This is a genomic window from Natronoflexus pectinivorans (assembly GCF_004345615.1).
Lineage (GTDB): Bacteria > Bacteroidota > Bacteroidia > Bacteroidales > Marinilabiliaceae > Natronoflexus > Natronoflexus pectinivorans.
The window spans coordinates 141,197-157,968 of record NZ_SLWK01000007.1; the positions used below are offsets into that span (position 1 = coordinate 141,197).

Genomic DNA, 16,772 nt, shown 5'->3' on the forward strand with positions numbered 1-16,772 from the left:
GGATTAGAAAATGGAGTTACAACCATACCGTGATCTCAATATTTTTCTCTGTCTGTAATTCTGCTTTCTAAAAATTGATAAGTTTTTTTGTAAATATTTTTCAAGTATGAATTATTATTTAAAATTTCCCGATAAAGCCACTCTTTTGCAAAAGGCAGAAGATATTCAGGATTGGAAGTCTGTAAAGGTAAATTCTCACCTGCACACACCATATTCCTTTAGTGCTTTTGATTCTGTGCCGCAAGCGCTCGATATGGCACTAAAGCAAGGAGTGCGTGTGGTTGGAATTAACGATTTTTACACCACCAATGGTTATCCTGAATGGGCTTCAGAATGCAACAAGCGCGGGTTATTCCCGCTTTTTAATATTGAGTTCATCAGTTTGAATAAAGAAGACCAGGCAAATGGTATCAGGGTGAATGATCCAAATAATCCCGGACGCACATATTTGAGTGGGAAAGGACTTTCTTATCCCTTTAAACTTGATAATCCCTGGTTACAGCAACTATTGGATGTGCGTAACGAGTCGAACAGGCATGTTGAGTCTATGTGTCAAAAGTTGAACGGGATATTAGAAAGCATAAAATCTCCTTTTAATCTCTCATTTTCAGAGATTGAAAAAGAGATGACAAACGGGAATGTCAGAGAAAGACACTTAGCAAAGGCATTGAGGTTAAAGGTGGAGGAACGTTTTTCCTCGTTAGAGGAAAAACTCGCTTTTTATCATGAATTGTTCGGCGGAAAGGATTTAAAATCATCTTTAGATGATTTTGCCGCAGTTGAAAATGAAATTCGTGGGAACCTTCTAAAGGCAGGAGGAGGGGCATTTGTTCCTGAAGATCCAAAAGCCTTTTTGGAAATGGAAACGGTTAGGCAAATCATTCTTCAAGCCGGCGGTATTCCAACCTACCCTTTTCTTGCCGACGATGCCAATGGCAATTTTACCGATTTTGAGAACGACCTTGAAAAAGTAGCCGAAATATTGAAATCAAGGGGGATTGCCTCTGTTGAGTTCATAACAACCCGCAACAGTGTGTATGTGCTGGAAAAATATGCAGGCTATTTATATGATAACGGATTTGCAGTAACCTTCGGGTCTGAACATAACTCTCCTGCCATGGAACCCATTGAACTGTTTGCAAGGAACATTACTCCTTTAACCGATCGGTTAAAGGAGATAAATCTTCGAGGAGCAGCGTTGATAGCTACGCATCAGTTTTTTGTTTCAAAGGGCGAACAGGGATATGTAAACAAAGATGGTATGGCTGATGTCTCAAAACGCGAAGAGTTTGAGAAAATTGGCAGAGCTATAATCAGTCTTGCTTAAGGTTCTTATAATTCAAAACGAAAACCAAACACAAACATGAACGAGGGTTTAAAGAAAATAGCAGAAATATCCAGGTTTTATGGCTGTCAGAAGGAGTTTGTGATAGCCGGAGGAGGCAACACTTCTTATAAAACGGATGATCGCTTGTGGGTTAAGGCGAGTGGTTTTGCACTCTCAACCATTACTGAAGAGGGTTTTGCCATGCTCGACAGGGCAAAACTTGCTGAAATTGCTTCTAAGACCTATAGCAGCGATGCATCTGAACGCGAGAATCAGGTGAAAAATGATTTGGCTGCTGCCAATCTTACACCCGAAAAACGTCCTTCTGTTGAAACATCCATGCATGATGCCATTGATTACAGTTACGTGGTGCATCTGCATCCGACTTTGGTGAATGGCGTAATGTGTGCAAATGATGTGGAAAAATATTTAGAGCCGGTTTTTGGTCCCGAAGCTCTTTATATTCCATACATCGATCCTGGATATATTCTTTTTAAGGAAGTTGAGAAACGAATATTGGCATATAGAAAGGATAACGGTTTCGATCCAAAGGTCATTTTGTTGCAAAATCACGGAATTTTTGTTTCTGCCAATGAGGTGGATGAAATAAAGGAGATTTACAGCAAGGTGATTGAGTCAATAAAAAACAATGTTAAAAAGGATATTCCTGAATCGGATATTGAAATATCCGATTTAGTTACATCTGTGGTGCCTGCCATTAGGATGATTGCAAGTGAATCGGAGTTGAAAACAGTACAGGTGCGAAACAATGGGCTGATTCGGTATTTTTCCGGTTCGGCAGATGCTTTCTCAAGAATTGAGAAACCATTTACCCCCGATATAATTGTTTATTGCAAGTCAAAATACATATATATAGATGAGGTTGAATCTGCCAAAACCATCATTTCTGAATTTCAGCTAAAATTCAACCAGTTTGTTTCAGAAAATGGTTATCCACCCAAAGTGGTTGTGGTAAGAAATCTTGGCTTGTTGGCCATTGGAGATACCAGTGCACAAACAGATATTATTTTGGATGTGTTTGAAGACCTGTTGAAGATCTCATGGCTGTCCGAATCCTTTGGAGGACAGCATTTCATGACCGATGCGCAAATCAGTTTTATCGACAACTGGGAAGTTGAAAACTATCGACGGAGCATTGCTGCCGTGGACTCAAAAGGTCGTGTAGAAAACCTCACCATTATTGTAACAGGTGCTGCACAGGGATTTGGAGAAGGAATTGCGCGTGAGCTTAAGGAGCAGGGAGCCAATATTGTTGTGGCCGATTTGAACGAAACGAAAGGAAACGAAACGGCAGAGCTGTTTAATTCCCTAAAAGGAGGGAATAAAGCAATTTTTGTAAAAACCGATGTCTCCGACATCGATCAAATAAAATTGTTGGTGAAAGCCACTGTTTCCCGTTTTGGTGCAATAGACGCATTTATAAGCAATGCCGGTATATTAAGAGCCGGGGGGTTGGATGAAATGACACCCGAATCCTTCGATTTGGTTACAAAAATCAATTATAACGCCTATTTCTATTGTACAAAAGTTGTTTCAGAAGTAATGAAACTTCAAACCAGCCACAAGTCTGATTATTATGCTGATATAATTCAAATTAACAGCAAAAGTGGTTTAAGCGGCAGTAAAAAGAATTTTGCTTATGCCGGAGGTAAGTTTGGCGGAATAGGTTTAACCCAATCATTTGCATTGGAATTGGCAGCCGATCGCATAAAGGTAAACAGCGTTTGTCCCGGTAATTTTTATGACGGACCGCTTTGGAGTGATCCTGAAAATGGACTTTTTGTACAATACTTAAATGCCGGAAAGGTGCCGGGTGCTAAATCCATCGATGATGTTAAGAACTTTTACCTGGGTCAAACACCAATTCAGCGCGGATGCACTGTAAAAGATGTGGTTAAGGGAGTTATATATCTGATTGATCAGGAGTTTGAAACAGGACAGGCTTTACCTGTTACAGGTGGTCAAATTATGTTGAAATAATTCCGGGAGACCGGATTAAAAATGTGATAATGAAAACAGAAGCAGTACGATTATACGGAAAAAAAGATCTTCGTTTGGAAGAGTTTGAGCTTCCTCCAATAAAAGAAGATGAAATATTGGCAAAAGTGATATGCGACAGCATTTGCATGTCGTCCTACAAAGCGGCAACACAGGGGACTGATCACAAAAGAATCCCCGATGATGTTTCTGATAACCCAATTATTATAGGACATGAATTTGCGGGGGAACTGGTTGAAGTTGGGTCTAAATGGGCTTCTGAGTTTAAGGTCGGCGATAAATTTTCCATACAACCGGCATTGAACTATGCAGATGGTCCGGTAGGAATTTTAAGTGCTCCCGGGTATTCCTACAAATACATTGGAGGCGATGCAACTTATGTTATCATCCCGAAAGAGGTTATGGAGTTAGGATGCTTGCTGCCCTATAAAGGCGAAGGCTTTTATCCCGCCTCTTTGTCAGAGCCTTTGTCGTGTGTAATTGGTGCTATGCATGCCAATTACCATACAACACCAGGTTCTTATGTACACAAGATGGAAATTGTGGATGGCGGTAAAATGGCCATTTTGGCCGGAGTAGGACCAATGGGATTGGCTGCCATTAATTATGTGTTGAACCGCGAGGATCGCAAACCTTCACTTTTGGTTATTACAGATATTGATCAGGGAAGGCTTGACAGAGCTGCCTCACTGTATTCTGTGGAATATGCAAAATCTAAAGGGATTGATTTACGTTATGTTAATACCGGTTCATCGAGTAATGTAGCCGCCGACTTAAAGGCAATCACCAATGGATACGGATATGATGATGTGTTTGTATTTGCTCCGGTAGTCCCAATCATTGAACAGGCCGATGAAATCCTTGCTTTTGATGGTTGCCTGAATTTCTTTGCCGGTCCCGGCGACTCCAATTTTAAAGCTCCGTTGAATTTTTACAAAGTCCATTATGAATTTACCCATTTGGTAGGAACAAGTGGAGGCAACATGGACGATATGAAAGAGGCTTTGGAGATGATGGGAAAAGGGCTGGATCCGGCCGGTCTGGTGACTCACATTGGCGGATTGGATGCGGTGATAGACACAACGTTAAAACTGCCTGAAATTCCGGGAGGCAAAAAGTTGATATACAATCATATCAAGATGCCACTGACACCTATCTCGGAATTTGAAGAGAAAGGGAAAACAAACCCATTGTTTGCCGAACTTCATGAAATATGCCAACGTCACAATGGTTTATGGAATCTTGAAGCGGAAAATCTTATTCTCGAAAAATGGAATAAGCTTAATTAAAGAATTGTATTGACCAGGTAAGGGCTGTCTTAATTTATTAAGGCAGCCTTTTTCGTTTAAACCATAAACAATTTTCTGATTAATTATATCGCTACCTGCTATGTTGTTAGCGAGTTTTTTGCGCTTGTTCGGTTTCGCATCTTTTCACTTTTATTGAAGTTATTATAAATAATGTCAAAAAATATAAACAATGTGTCACTTTGTGTATTGTTAAAAATTGTAGATGCCTATAAATTTGGTTCATAAAATTTGTGTCATTTTTTAATTGTGATTTTAATCTCGTTTTCATAATCTAATTGTAAATTATTATGCAAGCATTGTTAGGAATTCTGTTTCATTCTATTGGAGGTTTCGCTTCCGGAAGTTTCTATATGCCTTATAACAAGGTAAAGAAATGGTCGTGGGAGACATATTGGTTACTTGGTGGATTGTTTTCTTGGTTGATCATCCCTTTTTTGGCAGCCTATTTAACGGTTCCTGGTTTTTTTGAGATTCTACGACATACTTCTGGTCAACTACTTTGGATTATCTATTTCCTTGGTTTGATGTGGGGTATTGGAGGTTTAACGTATGGTTTGGGAGTTCGTTATTTAGGAATGTCCTTAGGAAATTCTGTTATTTTAGGTGTTACAGCTGCTTTTGGAGCACTGGTTCCTCCCATCTACTACGATATAATGGGCACGGTTGATAAAGTATCATTTTCTGATATGTTAAACTCCTCTGGAGGTCTTGTAGTCCTTTTCGGTGTAGCAGTATGTTTAACAGGTATTGCACTTACAGGTAGAGCCGGGCTATTAAAAGAAAAGGAACTTTCTTCGGAACAAAAATCTGCCAGTGTAAAAGAGTTCGCGTTGGTTAAAGGCTTAATCGTTGCAATTATCTCTGGGGTATTAAGTGCATTCTTTAACTATGGTATAGAAGCAGGAAAGCCACTTACCGATTATGCAATATACGAACTGGGACATAACCCTCTTTTTGTAAATAATGTTACGTTTCTGGTTATTTTATGGGGAGGCTTAACTACCAATTTAATTTGGTGTGTTTATTTAAGTATAAAAAACAACAGTTACCCTGAATATGTAAGCAAAAAAACTCCTCTCTTGAGGAATTATATGTTTGCTGCTCTTGCAGGTACCACATGGTTTCTACAGTTCTTCTTTTATGGAATGGGCGAGAGCAAAATTGGAAGTGGCGCCAGCTCCTGGATTCTTCATATGTCAACCATCATTCTTACAGCAAATATGTGGGGTATCTATAATAAAGAATGGAAGGGCACTTCCCGTAAAACCATTTTAACCATTTCCATGGGTATCGGAATTATTCTGTTATCAGTAATTATCGTGGGCATTGGTAATTCTATGGGAATAAAATAGATATGATGGAATGCCAGTAAAGGAGTAACTGAGTTGATTTAACTCCAATCAAACAAACAATCATCCAGATAAAATTTAAAATACATGCCATTATGGATAAAAGAGAACTTATAGAAAAGGCTTATGAACTGGCCAGAGAACAATATAAAGCATTTGGTGTGGACGCCGATGCGGTTGTTGAAAAAATGAATGATGTTCAAATCAGCTTGCATTGCTGGCAAACTGATGATGTTGGTGGATTTGAAAAACCCGATGCCGAGTTAGGAGGCGGAGGAATTCAAGTTACAGGAAATTTCCCGGGAAAAGCTCAGAATATAGATCAAATGCGTCAGGATTTAGATAAGGTCATGTCGCTTCTTCCAGGTAAACAACGCTTGAATCTTCATGCAATATACGGCGAGTTTGGTGGTCAATTGGTCGATCGTGATCAGATTGAGGTGAAGCACTTTCAAGGTTGGATTGATTGGGCCAAACAGCGAGGCATGGGACTTGATTTTAATGCAACTTGTTTCTCACATCCCAAAGCCGATGATGGATATACTTTGTCAAGTAAGAATGAAGATGTTCGACGTTTTTGGGTCGAGCATGTGAAGAGATGTAGAGCCATCACTGCTGAAATGGGAAAACAACTGGGGTCACCGTCTGTTCATAATACTTGGATTCCTGACGGATCAAAGGATGAATTGGTAGATCGTAACGGCCATCGGGCTTTACTAAAGAAGTCTTTGGATGAAGCGTTTGCACAAGATTATCCACGAGAGTTCATGCTTGATGCTGTAGAAAGTAAGTTGTTTGGTATTGGTGCAGAGTTCATGACTGTGGGGTCTCACGATTTCTATCTTGGGTACGCTATTAAAAACAACAAGTTGATTTGTTTGGACAATGGACATTTTCATCCCACTGAGCAGGTTGGTGATAAGGTGTCTGCTTGTCTTCAGTTTGTTGACGATCTGTTATTACATATTACCCGTGGAGTTCGATGGGATTCGGATCATGTGGTTGTGTTGAATGATGAGATTCAGTTAATAGCATCGGAAATTATTCGCAATGACTTTTTAAATAGAGTTAAAATTGGATTAGACTTTTTTGATGCCAGTATAAATAGAGTAGGAGCATATGTTGTGGGCACGCGTGCAACTCAACAAGCATTCATGAAAGCTATGCTTGAGCCATATGCCATTTTGAAGGATTTTGAAGAAAAAGGCAAATATTTCGAAAGACTAGCCTTGTTGGAAGTGATGAAATCACGCAATTTTGGAGCAGTATGGGATTATTACTGTCTGAAGAACAATGTTCCGGCCAGTGATGATTTTATTGCGGAGATTCAAAAATACGAGAAAGATGTTTTGTTAAATAGATAGTTGATTTGTTTTCGGGGAATTAACCTGTAAGGTTAATTCCCTTTTTTGTTTAAAAAGCATGTCATGTTGAAAGTTATAGCTGTTTTTGATATTGGAAAAACAAACAAAAAGCTTCTTTTGTTTGATCAGAATCTTGATGTTGTTCATCAGCATGAAGAGCCATTTTCCACCATCACGGATGAAGATGGAGAAGAGTGTGATGACATAGAGAGAATAGAGAAGTGGCTCTTCTCTTCCGTTGAATCTTTGATTAAGGAGGGGAGGTATCAAATTTGTGGTATTAACTTTTCTACTTATGGTGCTTCATTGTGCTGGCTCGATGAGAACGGATCCAGGTTAACGCCAGTATATAACTACTTAAAACAAGTCGGTAATAAATTTCAAAATGAGTTGTTTTCTGCTTTTGGTGGTGAAAAGGAATTTTGCAGAAGTACTGCCAGTCCGGCTCTTGGAATGCTATTGAATTCGGGTGTTCAGATGTTATGGGTGAAATCGGAACAGCCAGAGGTGTTTAATAAATCTAGATACATACTGCATTTCCCACAATACTTATCATCCTTGTTTACCAAAAGGTTTGTGTCGGAGCATACATCCATAGGATGTCATACATTTCTGTGGGATTTTGATAAAAACAAATATCATCAATGGTTATCAAAGGAAGGCATCTTTTTACCAGAGCCAATTAGTAACGACAAGATTACTAATGTAAAAATACATGATCAGGAGATTGCCTGTGGTATTGGAATTCATGATAGCTCTTCTTCGCTGGTGCCTTATTTTAAAGGATCAGCTGAACCATTTTTACTTATCAGCACCGGAACCTGGTGCATCAATATGAATCCTTTTAACCATTCTCCTTTAACTTTGGATGAGCTCAGACATGATTGCCTTTGTTATATGAGTATTCAACAAAATCCGGTAAAATCTTCAAGGTTTTTTATGGGGCATATTCATGATGTAAATGTGGAGCGCATCACAAGGCATTTCAAAGTTCCCGCGGATGCTTATAAAAAAGTTGAGATTGATGAGGTTCTATTGTCGGAATATATCACTAATGGAACCTCTGAAATGAAATTCTTTATAGGCGGTGTGCCTATAGATTATGTGGATACATCCACAAATCTTAGCCAATTTAAGAGTTTCTCGGAAGCTTATCACCGATTTATGTATGACCTTACGATAAAAGCATACGAATCAATTCTGCTTATTTCAGAGTCAGGAAGTTCTGCAAATAATGTGTTTATTTCCGGAGGATTTGCTCGTAATGAGATTTTTGTCAGGTTGCTTGCCGGTTTTATGCCAGAGAAAAAGGTGTTTACAACGCAGGTGGATAATTCCAGTGCATTGGGTGCTGCTTTGGTTATTTATGATAAGGTATTTCAAGGGTCTGCTCCTGAAATAAATCTGGGTCTGGTTGAATGGGATGGAATCTCTATATTAAAGCATTAAAGCATTAAAGCATTAATGCATTAATGCTTTAATCTCTTTTCTCTGTCACTTCGAAACTTGTTTTTCGTTATTCATATCCATTAAAATATTCGGAAAGATGAAATTGCTTAACACCAAATTTATGCATCCCCGTGACCAGATTGTTATGGTGATCGACAGGGTATACAAACGTGGTTTAACGACTACATCCGGTGGAAATATCAATTCCATCATTTTAACACAGTCTCCTTATTTAATGGCTTATGCCGTTTCAAATTAAATGATATAGAGGACTTAAGACGTAAATTTTGACTTAATCCTATCACTTATAAATAACTCATTGTTCTTTTTAAATCCGTTTTAGCTATGAATCTAAAAAGTCTTTTTTTAAATTTTATAATATTAATCACAACTCTGATAGTTGTCAGTTGTCAATCCTCAACAGAACATTGTGGAGAACCTGCGCCTAAGCCTCTGTTTAGGGATCCGGTATATGATGGTGCTGCAGATCCTGTTATTGTTTGGAATCATGATGAGGAGAAGTGGTTTATGTTTTATACCAACCGGCGGGCAAAAGATATTTCCTTAGATGGATTTGAATGGGTTCACGGCACCAGGATTGGAATTGCTGAGTCATACGATGGAGCCAATTGGGCATACCGAGACACAGCAAACATTAATTATCGAATGCCGGATTACACCCATTGGGCTCCTGAAGTTATTGAATATGAAGGATTGTACCATATGTTTCTTACTTATGTTCCCGGGATATTTAGAGATTGGCGCCACCCACGAGATATCATTCATCTTACAAGCACCAATCTGTTAGACTGGGATTTTGAATCAGTTTTGGAATTGGCTTCAGATCGGGTTATTGATGCATGTGTTTTTCAATTGCCTGATGGTACCTGGCGCATGTGGTATAACAACGAGCGAGCTGGTAAAGCCATGTATTTTGCCGATAGTCCGGATTTATATAATTGGACAGATAAGGGAAGAGTACAAATAGATCGAGCGCGTGGAGGTGAAGGCCCAAAAGTGTTCGAATGGAAAGGTCATTATTGGATGATAACGGATGTGTGGAGTGGACTTGCACTCTATAAATCAGATGATTTATTAAACTGGACAAATATCCCGGGAAATCTGGTAGAGAAACCTGGTATTGGAGAGGATGATAAGGTTATGGGCGGACATGCTGATGTTTTAATCAGTAACGACAGAGCATATTTGTATTATTTTACTCATCCTGGTCGCAGGGATGGTGTGGATCCAGATGATTTATTTGAACAGCGAAGGAGTTCTATTCAGGTTACTGAATTGTTCTATGAGAACGAGAGATTGGTGGCATACAGAGATTCGGTAACTTATGTCTGTCTGGTTCCTCCTGTTAGGTTTTAAATTTTATAGATTACTATACGGTCTTTGATGGAGTCAGTGCTTTTTATTTGGTTTTTATAAAACCAATGAATGAAGGGGGATATGTTAACAGTATTCATATCAATAAAATAAAGGCTGACAAAACAAGGGAGGGCATCCTTGGGATTGAAACCGACATGTTATATCAATGGAGGCACATAGTGCCGACTTATATTAATTGTTGTTTATTTAAAATCATTGTTGTCCGGTAAAGTTTTCGAGATTTCTCCTTTTGGTAAAAATGGCAAGACTTTCGTGGTTTATTGCTTTAAATGGGGTTCGTTACGGCAAAGCCGTTACGAACCCCATTCAATTAATACCCAAATAGCTCTCATTTAAACAGAAGTTTTTAAATTAATTCTTTTATACCGGACATCAGTGATTGCAAATCTAAATATATCTGATCTTTCGATTCAAATCTTTGTTTCCAAGTTTCTATAATTTGATTTAGTGGAACCAGATAAAACTCGCACCGAAGCCTCGGGACTCGTTTCATACTTTCTTAAGTTGGGTTAATTTATTCTTTTGGATTGATCATATGCAATTGAGGTGTTTGAGTTTTGTAATATCATAATGTGTAAAAAGATCAAAAAGTGCCAAAAAATTTAAATAATAGATCATTTTGTGTATTGTCACTTGTTAATATAGGTTATAATTTTAGTTATTAAATAAAGAGATTGAATTAGCCCTCTTTTAGATTGATAAAGATCAGAAAAACAGGCTTTAATCTTTCCCGAGTGGTAGTCGAGTATTAAAGTTGAGGTTGTGTTTGTAATTGCAAAACGAATTTTAGCTTTAATAATAGTGTTGAGTTATACGAAAAAAGTGTATAAAATTATTAATTGCGGGTTGTTAAGATGATAAATTAAGGTAATTATAATTAAAGAAATATGATGAGAGTTTTGTTTTTATTAAGAATGGTGGTTTTATTGGCTGTTCTGGTTTTAATTAGCTCAGGATGTGAGGATGAAGATTACTTTGAAAGACCAGGCTGGCTTGAAAAACCCATCTATAACTATTTAGAAGAACAGGGAAATTTTAACTACTATCTGGCCTGTGTGGATAAATCGGGGTTTACCAGAAATTTAAAATCTTCAGGATTCTATACTGTATTTGCTCCTAATGATGCTGCTTTTACTGAGTTTATGAGCGAGCATGGAATCAATTCTATTGATGATATATCCAATGAATTGGCACATCAAATTGTCAGTTACTCATTGGTTGCAGTTGGATCATTATCTGAACAAATCGACGATTATCAAAGAGAAGTTCTTCCAGAGGAAAGAGAAAGAAATCAGAATATTGCCTTCAAACGTACTACGTTTAATTATAAAGGGGTTTATACTTATACTGACTATAATGGTGTGGAGCGAAATGTGATAGATGTAAATGCCGTTTTAGAAAATCCAAACCTCGGTGGAACTTTCGTTATGAATGATTTCAACATGAAAAGCATTCCTTTTTTTACCGAGCGTTTTCTGAATTCAAATGGTTTATCTGTATTTGATTACAATTTCTTTTTTCCTGAAACTGAGTTTTCAGGCTTTAATGTTGTGGATGCAAAGGTTCTTGATCATGATATTGTAACCGAGAATGGAGTAATTCATGTTGTTGATAAAGTGATTCTTCCTCTTCCTAACTTAGAAGAACTTTTAATGACCACAGATGAAAGTTCCGATTTTTTTAATATGCTTGAAAATTATAAAGTAAGTTACTTTCGTGCACCACGGGATTTTGAAATTCAGCAGGAGCAAGCAACTGGTCAATATAGAGAAATATTTGTTAAGTCTTATGGCTCACTACATTTCCCCCCAACTGTAGAGAACTTTCTCAGATATGGAGGCGGATATAGAACGGATAATCAGATTGATGGCTGGACAATGTTTGCTCCAACTAACCAGGCTTTACAAAATTACTTAAACACTGAGTTTTTGGGTCGAGGTTATAATTCGTTGGATGAGATGCCTCAGTTTGTAATTGATGAGTTCTTAAATGCACATTTTTTCAGAACAACTGTGTGGCCATCCAGATTTGATCATGTTCAGAATCATTTTGGTGAACCAGCCAGATTTGATGTTAGCACCAATGTTGTTGGCCAGGCCATGGGCAGTAATGGCTTGTTTTATGTCGTGAATAAAGTGCAGGAGACCAATGCGTTTTCAACTGTTCTTGGAGATATTCTGTTAAGCCCTTCTTATACTACGATGTATCAGGCCTTGGTGTCAACGGAGAATAATTTTATTCTTCGTAACCCCATACTCCACTTGGATGTATTCTTAATTAATAATCAACATTTTGATAATATCAATTTGAATTTTAATGTCGGATTAAATCAATGGGAACATAATAACCCGGATTGGGGAAATATGGCAGCCTTCACCATTCTTGACAGATTGGTGAGCCTTCACATTATTTTTAATCAGGATATTGATTTAAGTGAAGGTTTCGGCTTGATTCAAACCAACGCAGGTGAGTATATTCGTTATTTGGCAACACCAGCTGGCACAAGGGTTTGGGGGCCTGGCCAATCACTTTCAACCGCTGCTCGACTTGTTCTTCAGGATGGTGAAATTGCAAATGAAACAAGAAATGGACGAACCATGACCCTGGATCGACCATTGATGTTTTCAACCAGAAACATTGGATATTACTTAGATGGAAATGCAAGTTACCGGGCTTTCTTTAGATATCTTGAAAAATCAGCTAGCTCTCTTGTAGAAGGAGCCGAAAGCCCAGACGAGTTTAATAGGATGGTGTATAATCCTGATAATAGACAGATTGCAGGTATCGCATCTACCACAAATCAAACTTATTTAATTCCAAACGATCAAGCAATCCAAAGAGCCGTAACTGATGGATTATTACCCCCAATTGGCCCTGCTGATTTTACTCAGGCGGAGCAAGAAATGGTATTGAGGTTTGTTCGATATCATATATTAAATGATAAAATCATTTATAGTAATGCTGATTATAATTATGAAGAGGTGTTTACTCATTATCGTGATTCTGATGGTGAAACACAGGTTTATGTATTCAGCAATTCCAATGATAGGATTGAGTTCACTGATAGGAGAGGCAGATTTGCCACCGCAACCGCAACCGCTACCAGCACCAATACAAACGTTTTAGCTAATCGGGCAGTGATACATTTGATTGATGATTATTTAGATTATCGCCCTGTAGAAAACGATTAGTAAAACCACGGGTAGAAAATTATTTTGAATAAAATGATAGAATCTATGTTTAAAATATTAAGATCAATATTGTTAATTCAGGCATTGCTATTGATTGCCATTGCTTCAACAGCACAGCAGCGTGCCATTGTCAGAGGAAAAGTTACCAGTGCCTTTGAACCTCAAGGAGTCATTGGGGTAACTGTAGCAGAGTTGGATGCCAACAATAGGCTTGTGAGTGGTACGGTTACCAATCTGGACGGTAATTATCTGTTGGAAGTTAGAAATATAGAAAACCGATTACAGTTTACCAGCATCGGTTATCTGGATCAAATAGTTGAAATTCAGGGAAGAACCACAATTAATATTGTGTTGGATGAGGCTGTTACAGAATTGGCAGGAGCAGAAATTGTTGCTCACCGTCGTACTCAGACCGGAAGTCTAAATGTACCGGACAGAAACTTAGCGATACCTATTGCAAAGATTTCTGCTGATGTGTTCGAAGGTGTGCATGCATCATCCATTGATGAAGCACTTCAGGGAAGATTGGCCGGAGTTGATATTACTGCCAATACTGGAGATCCGGGTGCAGGTATGAACATCAGAATTCGTGGAGTAAACACACTTACAGGTGATGCTTCTCCGTTAATTGTTGTTGATAATATTCCTTATGAGATAAATGTTTCCTCAGATTTTAATTTTGCAACAGCCAATGAAGAGGGTTATTCTCAAATGTTGAATATTCCTGTTGATGATATTGCCGAAATTGCTGTTTTAAAAGATGCAGCCGCTACTGCTATGTGGGGGACGAGAGCTGCAAATGGTGTGCTGCTTATTACAACGCGTAGAGGTTCGAGGTCAACAAAACCTTTAATCAATTATACTTTTAGAGGTACATATACTTTCGATCCACCTACAATTCCTCTGTTGAATGGAAATCAGTACAACACATTAATACAGGAAGCATGGTTTAACAGCTATGGAACTCCACTTCCTTTTGATACTTATCGTGAGTTTCTGCAAATCCCAGATGATCCATATTTCTATCATAACTATGGGCAAAATACAAACTGGTTAAAAGCAGTTTCTCAGAATGGTTTTATTCAAAACCATGACTTCTCTATCTCTGGTGGAGGAAACAGAGCTGTTTATCGATTTTCTGTTAACTATCAGGGACAGGAAGGCACCACTATTGGTACCGGACTGGATCGATTGTCTACACGGTTGAATCTCGATTATACGATCTCTGACCGCTTGAGGTTGAGAGCTGACTTTGCCTATAATCATGCAGACACACGAGGAAACTACCGGGATAATACATTTAGGGACAGCAGAGAGTTAAGATCTGTGGCTTATAGGAAAATGCCTAATATGTCAATTTACGAATACGATGCTTTTGGAAATTTAACCGGGAATTTCTTTTCGCCAGAGTTTAATGCACAAGGAACTGCTCCAAATACTTATAACCCTGTCGCGATGGGTAACGATGGATTTACACGGACAATCAATGACAGGATTACGAACCGACTTTCTTTGTACTACGAAATTCTGGAAGGGTTAAGATATACAATGGATCTCTCTTTTGATGTTAATACCAATAAGGTAAGACGTTTCTTGCCGCAGACTGCTACTGGCAGAACCTGGACAGACTCTTGGGTTAACAGAGCTTTTGACAAAGATGATGATTCATATACCATTTATACCAACAACCAACTCTATTTTAACAGGATGTTTAACGCCATCCATGATTTTACAGCTTCCCTAAATTTTCAAACCAATGAACGCATAGGAAGTCTTTACGAACTTGAAACAGCAAACTCGGCTTCTTCGTTGTTGCAGGATCCTTCATTGGATAATAAATACAGGGAAGCTGGTCTTGGCTTTAATTCAGGACCATGGAGAGGTCGTGATGTAGGAGCAACTGCCACTGTTCATTATGTCTTGTTAGATAGATATATTGCTTCGGGTAGTATCAGGTATGAAGGTAACTCTAAATTTGATGAGAAGAATCGATTTGGAATGTTTCCTGGTGTTTCTGCAGCATGGCGTATTTCTGGAGAACCATTCATGGAGGATTTTACCTCACTGAATGATTTAAGGCTGAGATTTAGTTATGGAGAAAACGGAAGAGTTCCTAGGCGAGAAGGAATGTTCTTTAATAATTATGGAACATTTGCTTGGTCATACTTAGGTTATAATGCAGTTTACCCTATTAATATGCAATTGGAAAACCTTAAATGGGAATCTTTTAATAGTACCAATTATGGAGTGTCAATTGAGATGTTTAATGGAAGGTTGATGGTGGATGCTGATTACTATCTGAATACAACCAAAGACATGCTTGTCTATGATACTCCAATTCCATCAACAACAGGCTTTTCCAGAATCAATGTTATGAACTTGGGAACTTTAGATAATATTGGGTATGACTTATCGGTACGTACCGTTCCAATTCGTCAAACCGATTTGAGAGTAACTTTTGATTTTAATATAGCAAGAAATTACAATATACTTAGAGAAGTTGCAGATAACTATCCATTAGAGAGAAGTCTGACTCTTTATAATGGCCAATATAGGCACATTGTTCAGGTTGATAACCCCATTGGTTCTTTTTACGGTTATCGTTATAAAGGAGTATATACCGATCCGGATCAGCTAATAGCAAGAGATGCAGCAGGAAATCAAATTCTAGACCCAAATGGAAACCCTGTATATATGGTGTTTGATTATGGTAACGTAAGGTATCCTTTCCAGTTGGGCGATGCAATGTATGAGGATATTAACCATGACGGAAATATCGACGCACAGGATGTGGTATACATTGGTGATGCAAATCCTGATTTCTATGGTGGATTTGGATCTCTTATTGATTATAAAAACTTCTCCTTTAACTATTATTTCTATTTCCGTGTTGGAAATGATATTATAAATAGAACCAAGATGGACGGAGAAAATATGTATTACTTCGACAATCAACTTGCTTCTACTCTGCGCCGATGGAGAGCACCAGGTGATGAGACAGATATCCCAAGAGCGATGATGGGGCAGGGTTATAATTGGTTGGGCTCCGACAGGTTTGTTGAAGATGGATCATTCCTGAGATTAAAGTATATCACCTTAACATATAGAGTACCCAACTCTTTTTCTCAGAGGTTTGGCATGCAAAACATGCGTTTGTCGGCCACAATGAATAACCTGTTAACATTTACAAGATATACCGGGCAGGATCCTGAGATAAATATTAATCAAAGATATGGGGATATATTTACAGTAGGCGAAGACCATTCGCGCACACCGGTGGCCAAACAATTTACGTTTAACATGTCTGTAACATTTTAAGAACCTGGAGATGATAGCCGGAATGAAGGAACATTAAAACATGAAAA

Annotated in this window: 10 protein-coding genes; all 10 read left to right on the forward strand. The window is 38.3% G+C overall.

Annotated features, from left to right (window positions below):
- Positions 1-106: 106 nt before the first annotated feature.
- Positions 107-1,327, forward strand: coding sequence for a PHP domain-containing protein (locus tag EV194_RS10800; RefSeq protein WP_207916007.1), 1,221 nt, complete (start codon positions 107-109; stop codon positions 1,325-1,327).
- Positions 1,328-1,363: 36 nt separating this feature from the next.
- Positions 1,364-3,328 (forward strand): SDR family NAD(P)-dependent oxidoreductase, encoded by a 1,965-nt coding sequence (locus EV194_RS10805; RefSeq protein WP_132434050.1) that lies wholly within the window; start codon positions 1,364-1,366, stop codon positions 3,326-3,328.
- A gap of 29 nt (positions 3,329-3,357) precedes the next feature.
- Positions 3,358-4,635, forward strand: coding sequence for a zinc-binding dehydrogenase (locus EV194_RS10810; RefSeq protein WP_132434051.1), 1,278 nt, complete (start codon positions 3,358-3,360; stop codon positions 4,633-4,635).
- Positions 4,636-4,943: 308 nt separating this feature from the next.
- Positions 4,944-6,008 carry an L-rhamnose/proton symporter RhaT gene (gene rhaT / locus EV194_RS10815; protein ID WP_132434052.1) on the forward strand — a complete coding sequence of 355 codons (1,065 nt, stop codon included), beginning with the start codon at positions 4,944-4,946 and terminating at the stop codon, positions 6,006-6,008.
- Positions 6,009-6,100: 92 nt separating this feature from the next.
- On the forward strand, positions 6,101-7,369 hold the full coding sequence (locus EV194_RS10820) for an L-rhamnose isomerase (protein ID WP_132434053.1): 1,269 nt from the start codon (positions 6,101-6,103) through the stop codon (positions 7,367-7,369).
- Positions 7,370-7,432: 63 nt separating this feature from the next.
- Positions 7,433-8,818: an FGGY-family carbohydrate kinase gene (locus EV194_RS10825; RefSeq protein ID WP_132434054.1), complete on the forward strand. Its 1,386-nt coding sequence runs from the start codon at positions 7,433-7,435 to the stop codon at positions 8,816-8,818.
- Positions 8,819-8,915: 97 nt separating this feature from the next.
- Positions 8,916-9,077, forward strand: coding sequence for a hypothetical protein (locus tag EV194_RS16905; protein WP_165921856.1), 162 nt, complete (start codon positions 8,916-8,918; stop codon positions 9,075-9,077).
- A gap of 86 nt (positions 9,078-9,163) precedes the next feature.
- Positions 9,164-10,195 (forward strand): glycoside hydrolase family protein, encoded by a 1,032-nt coding sequence (locus tag EV194_RS10830; RefSeq protein WP_132434055.1) that lies wholly within the window; start codon positions 9,164-9,166, stop codon positions 10,193-10,195.
- A gap of 908 nt (positions 10,196-11,103) precedes the next feature.
- Positions 11,104-13,407, forward strand: coding sequence for a fasciclin domain-containing protein (locus EV194_RS10835; RefSeq protein WP_132434056.1), 2,304 nt, complete (start codon positions 11,104-11,106; stop codon positions 13,405-13,407).
- A gap of 45 nt (positions 13,408-13,452) precedes the next feature.
- Entirely contained in the window at positions 13,453-16,725 is a 3,273-nt protein-coding gene (locus EV194_RS10840; RefSeq protein WP_165921862.1) for a SusC/RagA family TonB-linked outer membrane protein, read from the forward strand.
- Positions 16,726-16,772 lie beyond the last annotated feature (47 nt).

Excerpts from the sequence above, each read along its gene's own strand:
- EV194_RS10805 (WP_132434050.1), top strand. The coding sequence starts at position 1,364 with ATGAACGAGGGTTTAAAGAAAATAGCAGAAATATCCAGGTTTTATGGC.
- EV194_RS10830 (WP_132434055.1), top strand. The coding sequence starts at position 9,164 with ATGAATCTAAAAAGTCTTTTTTTAAATTTTATAATATTAATCACAACT.
- EV194_RS10820 (WP_132434053.1), top strand. The coding sequence starts at position 6,101 with ATGGATAAAAGAGAACTTATAGAAAAGGCTTATGAACTGGCCAGAGAA.
- EV194_RS10840 (WP_165921862.1), top strand. The coding sequence starts at position 13,453 with ATGTTTAAAATATTAAGATCAATATTGTTAATTCAGGCATTGCTATTG.
- EV194_RS10810 (WP_132434051.1), top strand. The coding sequence starts at position 3,358 with ATGAAAACAGAAGCAGTACGATTATACGGAAAAAAAGATCTTCGTTTG.
- rhaT (WP_132434052.1), top strand. The coding sequence starts at position 4,944 with ATGCAAGCATTGTTAGGAATTCTGTTTCATTCTATTGGAGGTTTCGCT.
- EV194_RS10835 (WP_132434056.1), top strand. The coding sequence starts at position 11,104 with ATGATGAGAGTTTTGTTTTTATTAAGAATGGTGGTTTTATTGGCTGTT.
- EV194_RS10825 (WP_132434054.1), top strand. The coding sequence starts at position 7,433 with ATGTTGAAAGTTATAGCTGTTTTTGATATTGGAAAAACAAACAAAAAG.
- EV194_RS16905 (WP_165921856.1), top strand. The coding sequence starts at position 8,916 with ATGAAATTGCTTAACACCAAATTTATGCATCCCCGTGACCAGATTGTT.
- EV194_RS10800 (WP_207916007.1), top strand. The coding sequence starts at position 107 with ATGAATTATTATTTAAAATTTCCCGATAAAGCCACTCTTTTGCAAAAG.